Source organism: Acidovorax sp. KNOB132 (genome assembly GCF_057541515.1).
Map to the genome: position 1 here is coordinate 1 of NZ_BAAJYT010000181.1, position 7,641 is coordinate 7,641.

The following is a 7,641-nucleotide window of genomic DNA, read 5'->3' on the forward strand; positions in this document are numbered from 1 at the left end:
GCACGGCCGTGTCGGTGCGCCTGCGCGCCCATGCGCCCAACAGCCTGGTGACGCTGGAGCGCCCCGCGCCCGTGCGGTCCGGCGCCGAGGTGCTGCCCGCGCGCCACCGGCTGACGCGCTGGGACTACGACGCGCGTCTGCAGGCTTTTCTGCCGCTGCCGCCCAGGGACCTCGGGAGCGCCGGAACGTAGCGCCGGCATGGCAAGATCCAGGCCGTTGCCGTCGACCTGAATTGCCCCATGCTGATCAATTGCGTTGCCTACCAAAACGGTGCCAAGCTGGCCGATATCTCGGTCGACCACATCAGCGATTACGTCTCCCTGCCAGGCTGCTTCGTCTGGGTGGCCCTGGCCGATGCCACGCCGCAGGAGCTTGCAGAGATGCAGCAGGAGTTCGGCCTGCACGAACTCGCCGTGGAGGATGCCCAGCACGGCCACCAGCGCCCCAAGATCGAGGAATACGGCAACTCGCTGTTCGCCGTCCTGCACCTGGTCGAGCCCGACGCGGAGCAGGGCGGCATCAACGTGGGCGAGGTCGATGTCTTCGTCGGCAGCAACTACGTGCTGTCGGTGCGCAACCGCAGCAAGCTCGGGTTCCTGGGCGTGCGCGAGCGCTGCGAGCGCCAGCCGGAACTGCTGCGCACCGGGTCGGGCTTCGTGCTGTACGCCCTGCTGGACGCGGTGGTGGACCGCTACTTTCCGGTGATCGACGCGCTGGAGGTGGAGCTCGAGCAGATCGAGCAGCAGATCTTCACCAAGGGCGCGCCGCACAACAACATCCAGCGCCTTTACGAACTCAAGCGCCGTGCCATGGTGCTCAAGCGGGCGGTGGCGCCGCTGATGGAAGGGGTGGGCAAGCTGCACGGCGGGCGTGTGCCCCAGGTGTGCATGGGCTCGCAGGATTACTTCCGGGACGTGCTCGACCACCTGAGCCGCATCAACGGCTCGATCGACGCCATGCGCGACACCATCGGCACCGCTATCCAGGTGAACCTCTCGATGGTGACGATCGAGGAGAACGAGATCACCAAGCGCCTGGCGGCCTGGGCCAGCATCTTCGCGGTCTGCACCGCGTTCGCCGGCATCTGGGGCATGAACTTCGAGGGCATGCCCGAGCTGAAGTGGACCTACGGCTACCCGGCGGCGCTGGTGCTCATCCTCAGCGTGTGCGGCTACCTGTACTACCGCTTCCGGCGGGCGGGCTGGCTCTGAACCGCGGGTGGGTGAACGCGTGCCGGCGGCGGCCGGCCGCCGGGCATCCGGTGGCGCACCGTGCCGTGCGCGCGGGTGTTGTCAAACGGATCGCTCCTGGGTCGCTGCCCATTGGTCAAATCGCGGCAAGATGGTACAAAAGCCGGGGAGGGAGAAATCTCTGGCGGCGACACGGCAACAAGAACCACGGCGTTCCTTCATGCAACACCTTTTCCTGACCCGCGCACTGTGCCGACTGGCACTGGCCTGGCTCTGCTGCGCTACTTTGACAGGGCACGCCCAGAGTCCCCCGGCCGCCAGCGCCGGCGGGCCGGGCGCATCGGCACCGGCCCCCACCCCTGCGCCGTTCATGCTGCGCGTGGTCGGCAGCCTGGGTGCCCTGTCGCAGTACACGCAGCGCGAGGCACCGTTCTGGACGCAGGAGCTGGCCCGGCTCAGCAATGGCCGTTTTTCTTCCACCATCGTGCCCTTCGACCGCGCGGGTGTGCCGGGCATGGAGATGCTGCGCCTGGTCGAGCTGGGCGTGGTGCCCTTCGGCACCGTGCTGATGAGTTCCCTCACCGCGCAGTACCCGCAGTACACGGCGCCCGATCTGCCGGGCCTGAGTCCCGACATCGCCAGCCTGCGCACCACGGTCGCCGCGTTTCGACCCTATCTCCAGGCGTCGCTGCGCCAGGAGCGCAACATGGAGATGCTGGCCATCTACGTCTATCCGGCCCAGGTGATCTTCTGCAAGAACGCCATGACGGGCCTGGCCGACCTGTCCGGCCGGCGCATCCGCGTGGCCTCGGCCTCGCAGGCAGACTTCATCAGCGCGGTGGGCGGCATTCCGGTGCACACGGGCTTCGGCCAGATGGTGGCCAGCCTCAAGGCCGGCGACAGCGAATGCGCCGTGACCGGCACCATGTCGGGCAACACCCTGGGGCTGTACGAGGTGACCCAGTACGTCTATCCCATGCCGCTCACCTGGGGCCTGTCGATCTTCGGGGCCAACCGCGACGTGTGGAACTCGCTGCCCCCCGACCTGCGCACCCTGCTGCAGCGCGAGGTGCCCCGGCTGGAGGCCGCCATCTGGGCCGATGCCGAGCGCGAGACGACCGAGGGGCTCGCGTGCAACACGGGCCGGCCCACCTGCGTGAAGGGCGCCAAGGGTTCCATGGTGGTGGTGCCGGTGTCGGCGGCCGACGATGCGCGGCGCGTGGAGATCCTGCGCACCACCGTGCTGGCGAACTGGCAGCGGCGCTGCGGCCCCGCCTGCGTGGATCTCTGGAACCGTACGGTCGGCCCCGCGCGCGGCATCGCCGCCCCACGGGCCCCGTGATGTCCTCCATTTCCAGGCGCATCCGCATCGCCGTGGGCGGCGTCGTGGCCTTGTTCCTGCTGGCCCTGACGGGGGCGGCTGCATGGCTGGTATGGAGCACGCGGCACTCGGCGCTGGCCGAGAGCGAGGCGCAGGTCACGCGCTTTGCCACCGGCGCCGAGGCCGCGGTCAACCGGTCGCTGCTTGGCCTGGATGTACTGCTGGCCAGCACCGCCGACCTCATGGCGATGCGCGAGCAGGTGCACGAATCCCGCGATCCCGGCGCGGTGAGCCAACTGCTGCGCGCGGCCGCCCGCCAGAACCTCATGGTGCGCTACGTGGCCCTGCTGGATGGGCAGCGCAAGATGGTCGCCTCGTCGGATGCGGCCGGCGCCCGCGTGGGAATGGAGCTGCCCTCGGGCTTCTTCGAGGAGGTCATGGGCCAGCCCGTGCCCACGCTGGCGATCAGCGTGCCGACCATCAGCTTCGCCAGTTCCGAGCGCGTGGTGTACGTGGCCCGCCACGTGCGCTCACTGGGCGGAGAGCGCCTGATCGCCGTGGCCCAGGTGCCCACCAGCATGCTGGTGTCGGTGCTCACGCAGGCGGTGGACATTGCCGGTCTGGAGGTCACGCTGGAGCGCGGGCAGGGGCAGATGCTGCTGGGGTTCTCGGGCCGGGGCGATGCGCGCCACCGCGCGCGGGTGCATCCGCTGAGCGAGGTCGGCGTGCCCATCAGCGCCTGGGGCCAGGGCGCCCGCATCACCGGCGTGTCGTCGCTGGTGGTCGCTCGGCCCATCCTGTATCCGGATTTCTGGATCTCGGCCAGCCTGCCCGAGGCGGCGGCGCTGTCGTCCTGGCGCAGCGAGCGCACGGCCATCTTGCTCGTGGCGCTGTTCTTTGGCGTGACCGTGGCTGCTGCGGGGCTGTTCACCATCGCCTACCTCACGCGCATGAACCGCGCGCGCGTGGCGCTGGCCAGTTCCAAGGCCACGCTCGACCAGGCGCTGGGCTCCATGGTCACCGGCTTCGTGCTGCTGGGCCGCAACCTGGAGGTGCTGCAATGGAACCGCCGCTTCGAGGACATGTTTCCCTGGCTGCGCGGCGTGATGACCGAGGGCCTGCCGTTTCGCGCGCTGCTGGAGGCGACGGTGCTGCACCACCTGCCCGAGGCCACCGAGCGGCAAAGGCGCGAATGGGTCGACCAGCGCCTGGCGCTGCAGCGCCACCCGGAGGGCACGCACGAGCAGATGCTGCCCAACGGGCACTTCATCCAGATCACCGAGCGCGCCACGCCCGAGGGCGGCCTGATGATTTCCTACCACGACGTGACCGACCTGCGCCTGGCCAGCGCCGAGATCGAGAACCTCGCCTTCTACGACCTGCTGACCGGCCTGCCCAACCGGCGCCTGCTGCTGGACCGGCTCAACCAGGCCGCCGCCACGGCGGCGCGCTCGCGCGAACTGGGGGCGCTGCTGTTCCTCGACCTGGACCATTTCAAGACCCTCAACGACACGCAGGGCCACGAAGTGGGCGACCTGCTGCTGCAGCAGGTGGCGGTGCGCCTGAAGGACTGCGTGCGCACCACCGACACCGTGGCGCGGCTGGGCGGCGACGAGTTCGTGGTCATGCTGTGCGACCTGGCGCGCGACCCGCAGGAGGCCGCCACGCTGGCGCGGCGCATCGGCGAGAAGATCCTGCTGGCGCTCAGCAAGCCCTACCAGCTGCGGGCGCAGACGCACCACAGCAATTGCAGCATCGGCGCCACCGTGTTCGGCGACTCGCGGCAGTCGGCGGCCGAGCTGCTCAAGCAGGCCGACATCGCCATGTACCAGGTCAAGGCCCGGCGCGGCCACGGCCTGTGCTTTTTCGATCCGCAGATGCAGGTGGTCATCACCCAGCGCGCGCAGCTCGAAGTGGACCTGCAGGTCGCCATCCAGCAGGGCCAGTTCGTGCTGCACTACCAGCCGCAGTTCACCTTGCCCGGCACCATGGTGGGCGTGGAGGCGCTGCTGCGCTGGCAGCACCCCGAGCGCGGCCTGGTGGCCCCCGGCCACTTCATCGCGGTGGCCGAGGAGAGCGAGCTGATCGTGCCCATCGGCATGTGGGTGCTGCGCACGGCCTGCGAGCAGCTGGCCGAATGGCAGCGCGATCCGCGCCTGCGCAACGTGCACGTGTCGGTGAACGTGAGCGCACGGCAGTTCCGCCACCCCGACTTCGTGGCGGGCGTGGTCGAGGTGATCCAGGAGACCGGCATCCGCCCGCACCTGCTGGAGCTGGAACTGACCGAGTCGCTGGTGCTGGACAACGTGGAAGACTCGGTCGCCAAGATGCACCTGCTGCGCACCAAGGGCGTGCGCTTTTCGGTGGACGATTTCGGCACCGGCTATTCGTCGCTGGCCTACCTCACGCGGCTGCCGCTGCACCAGCTCAAGATCGACCAGTCGTTCGTGCGCAACCTGGGCGTGCGCCCCACCGACGACGTGATCGTGCAGACCATCATCGGCATGGCGCGCAATCTGGAGCTGCAGGTGATCGCCGAAGGCGTGGAGACCGTCGAGCAAAAGGACTTCCTGGCGCTGCACGGCTGCGACCTGTACCAGGGCTATCTTTTCGCACGCCCCCTGCCGGTCGGGGAACTGGTGGAGCGCTTTGCCAGCACCGCCGCGCCGAGCGCACCCCTGCCCGGGCCGCTCTGAACCGGCCGCGCCCGTGCGTCGGGCCGGCCGCGTCAGCGACCCGGCCCGCGGGGGGATCGCTGGTTTGCTATATTTTTAATAGCGGTATGCCCTAGTATCGATTGCGCTGGAGGCCGTTTTGCCTCGGATGGCCGGTCAGGCCTTGTGGGGCCGGGACGAGGCGACGATGCCGCCCACGATCAGCAGGAACGCCGCCGCGTGGTAGGGGCGCGGCGTCTCGCCCAGGAACATCGCCGACATCACGGCGGCAAAGAGCGGCGTGAGGTTGATGAAGAACCCCGCCACCGCCGGGCCCGCGCGCTGCACGCCCACGCCCCAGCACCGGTAGGCGAGGATGGCCGGCCCGAGCGCGATGAAGGCCAGCGCCGCGGCCAGCGGCCAGCCCCATTCGATGTGCGTGTGGCCCAGCGCCCATTCGCCGCTGGCGAACGCGCCCGACCAGGCCAGGCCGAACACCATCTGCGCCATCAGGAACGCCGCCCAGTCCGAGCGCACCGTGGCCGGCTCGTGCGTGCGCGACAGCAGCCAGCTGTAGAACGCCCAGGAGATCGTCGCCAGCACCATGAACAGGTCACCGGGCACCAGGCGCAGCGCGAGCAGCTGGCCCCATTCGCCCCGGCTCAGCACCAGCAGCACCCCGGCCATGGACAGCACCGCGCCGATGAGTTGCGGGCGCCGCACGGGCGCGCCGAAGCACAGCGCGCCCACCGTCAGCATCCACAGCGGCAGGCTGGAGCCCACCAGCGTCACGTTCAGCGGCGTGGAGGTCTGCAGCGCCATGTACTGCAGCGCGTTGTAGCAGCCGATGCCCAGCAGCCCGAGCGCTGCATAGCGCCGCCAGTGCGGCCACAGCGGGCTTTGCGGCCCCAGCACGCGGAACGCCAGCGGCAGCAGCACCAGGAATGCCAGCGCCCAGCGCATGAAGTTCAGCGTGACGGGCGGCACCAGCGTGTGGACCAGCCGGCCCACCACCGCGTTGCCGGCCCACAGCAGCGGCGCGGTGGCCAGCAGGGCGATCGTGCCCGGGGTGAGTCGTTGCGTCATGGGCGAGGACTGTAGCGCCTCGCTCCGGCAGGCCGCGGCAAAACATGGCAGGATTCACCCGCTTTCCGTCAGCCGGTCGCCCGCTTTTCGTTCTCTCGTTCCTTCCCCCTTCTCAGCTTGCAGGAGTGTTCCCCATGAGCCTTGCCGTACAGATCCGCCAGCATGGCGGCCCCGAAGAACTCCATGTCGTCGATGTGGCCGTCGGCGACCCCGGCCCGGGCGAGATCCGCATCCGCCACCATGCGGTGGGCCTGAACTTCATCGACGTGTACCACCGCACGGGCCTCTATCCGCTGTCCATGCCGGCCACCCTCGGCATGGAGGGCGCGGGCATCGTCGAAGCCGTGGGCGAGGGCGTCACGCACCTGAAGGCCGGCGATCGCGCGGCCTACGCCAGCAACCCGCCCGGCAGCTACTCCGAAGTGCGTGTGATGCCCGCCAAGACCGTCTGCAAGCTCCCCGACGCCATCGGCTTCGAGACCGGCGCGGCCATGATGCTCAAGGGCCTCACGGCGCAGTACCTGCTCAAGAAGACCCTGCCCGCCGAGGGCCTGCAGCCCGGCGACCACGTGCTCTTTCACGCGGCCGCCGGCGGCGTGGGCCTGATCGCCTGCCAGTGGGCCAAGGCCCTGGGCCTGCAGCTCATCGGCACGGCCGGCAGCGACGAAAAATGCCGCCTCGCGCTCGCCAACGGCGCGGCCCACGCCATCAACTACCGCACCAAGGACTTCGCCGCGCGCGTGAAGGACATCACCGGCGGCAAGGGCGTGAAGGTGGTGTACGACTCCGTGGGCAAGGACACCTGGGAGAAGTCGCTCGACTGCCTGCGGCCCTTCGGCCTCATGGCCACCTTCGGCAATGCCTCGGGCCCGGTGCCGGCGTTCCCGCCCGGCCTGCTGGGCGCCAAGGGTTCGCTGTACGTCACGCGGCAGACGCTCTTCACCCACATCGCCACGCGCGAGGCCACGCAGGCCATGGCGGACGACCTGTTCGCGGTGGTGCAAAGCGGCGCGGTCAAGATCCACATCGAGCAGCGCTACCCCCTGCGCGACGTGCAGCAGGCGCACCGCGACCTGGAGGCCCGCAAGACCACGGGCTGCACCATCCTCACCCTCGAATGAGCGGGAAGCCCGTGCCGGGCTGGGTGCCCGCCGCGCGCCGCCAGGCGCAGCAGCCCCCCGCCGCACCGCGCCTGCCGTTCGTGGTGGCCGGGCATGCCGTGGGCTCGGTGGCCGAGGGCGTTCTGGATGAAATCGCCCTCACGCCGGGGGATTGTTTGCCCTGTTTGCTATCAAAAAAGGAGCATTACGGTGCGGCTGCATGGCAGCTCGATGCCCCGGCCGGCGACGTGACCGCCGCCCTGGCGGCCTTGGCGCAGGCGCTGCGCCAG

At 69.7% G+C, this 7,641-nt stretch carries 5 protein-coding genes and 2 pseudogenes; 6 read left to right on the forward strand and 1 reads right to left on the reverse strand.

All coding sequences use genetic code 11. The features are described from left to right. The 4 genes and pseudogenes from AC27IO_RS18010 to AC27IO_RS18025 form a co-directional block, all read left to right on the forward strand. Positions 1-191 (forward strand): annotated as a pseudogene (locus AC27IO_RS18010) (hypothetical protein); the annotation flags it as partial. A gap of 48 nt (positions 192-239) precedes the next feature. Next, positions 240-1,211 (forward strand): magnesium/cobalt transporter CorA, encoded by a 972-nt coding sequence (gene corA / locus AC27IO_RS18015; RefSeq protein WP_284429114.1) that lies wholly within the window; start codon positions 240-242, stop codon positions 1,209-1,211. A 199-nt stretch (positions 1,212-1,410) separates the two neighbouring features. After that, positions 1,411-2,532 carry a TRAP transporter substrate-binding protein gene (locus AC27IO_RS18020; RefSeq protein ID WP_372588181.1) on the forward strand — a complete coding sequence of 374 codons (1,122 nt, stop codon included), beginning with the start codon at positions 1,411-1,413 and terminating at the stop codon, positions 2,530-2,532. Further along, entirely contained in the window at positions 2,532-5,207 is a 2,676-nt protein-coding gene (locus AC27IO_RS18025) for a bifunctional diguanylate cyclase/phosphodiesterase (RefSeq protein ID WP_498740004.1), read from the forward strand. The genes AC27IO_RS18020 and AC27IO_RS18025 overlap by 1 nt, the downstream gene beginning before the upstream one ends. 135 nt (positions 5,208-5,342) lie before the next feature. On the opposite strand, the gene AC27IO_RS18030 is transcribed toward AC27IO_RS18025, so the two are convergent. Next, positions 5,343-6,251: a DMT family transporter gene (locus tag AC27IO_RS18030; RefSeq protein ID WP_284426497.1), complete on the reverse strand. Its 909-nt coding sequence runs from the start codon at positions 6,249-6,251 to the stop codon at positions 5,343-5,345. A 134-nt stretch (positions 6,252-6,385) separates the two neighbouring features. Here AC27IO_RS18030 and AC27IO_RS18035 point away from each other — a divergent pair, with 134 nt between their 5' ends. Together AC27IO_RS18035 and AC27IO_RS18040 are read left to right on the forward strand one after the other, a co-directional pair. Beyond that, complete coding sequence (locus tag AC27IO_RS18035; protein WP_498740007.1) at positions 6,386-7,372, forward strand: quinone oxidoreductase family protein; 987 nt, start codon at positions 6,386-6,388, stop codon at positions 7,370-7,372. Then, positions 7,369-7,641 (forward strand): annotated as a pseudogene (locus tag AC27IO_RS18040) (NUDIX hydrolase); the annotation flags it as partial. The gene AC27IO_RS18035 and the pseudogene AC27IO_RS18040, both read left to right, overlap by 4 nt.

Coding starts and splice junctions, on each gene's coding strand:
- corA (WP_284429114.1), top strand. CDS start 240: ATGCTGATCAATTGCGTTGCCTACCAAAACGGTGCCAAGCTGGCCGAT.
- AC27IO_RS18020 (WP_372588181.1), top strand. CDS start 1,411: ATGCAACACCTTTTCCTGACCCGCGCACTGTGCCGACTGGCACTGGCC.
- AC27IO_RS18025 (WP_498740004.1), top strand. CDS start 2,532: ATGTCCTCCATTTCCAGGCGCATCCGCATCGCCGTGGGCGGCGTCGTG.
- AC27IO_RS18030 (WP_284426497.1), bottom strand. CDS start 6,251: ATGACGCAACGACTCACCCCGGGCACGATCGCCCTGCTGGCCACCGCG.
- AC27IO_RS18035 (WP_498740007.1), top strand. CDS start 6,386: ATGAGCCTTGCCGTACAGATCCGCCAGCATGGCGGCCCCGAAGAACTC.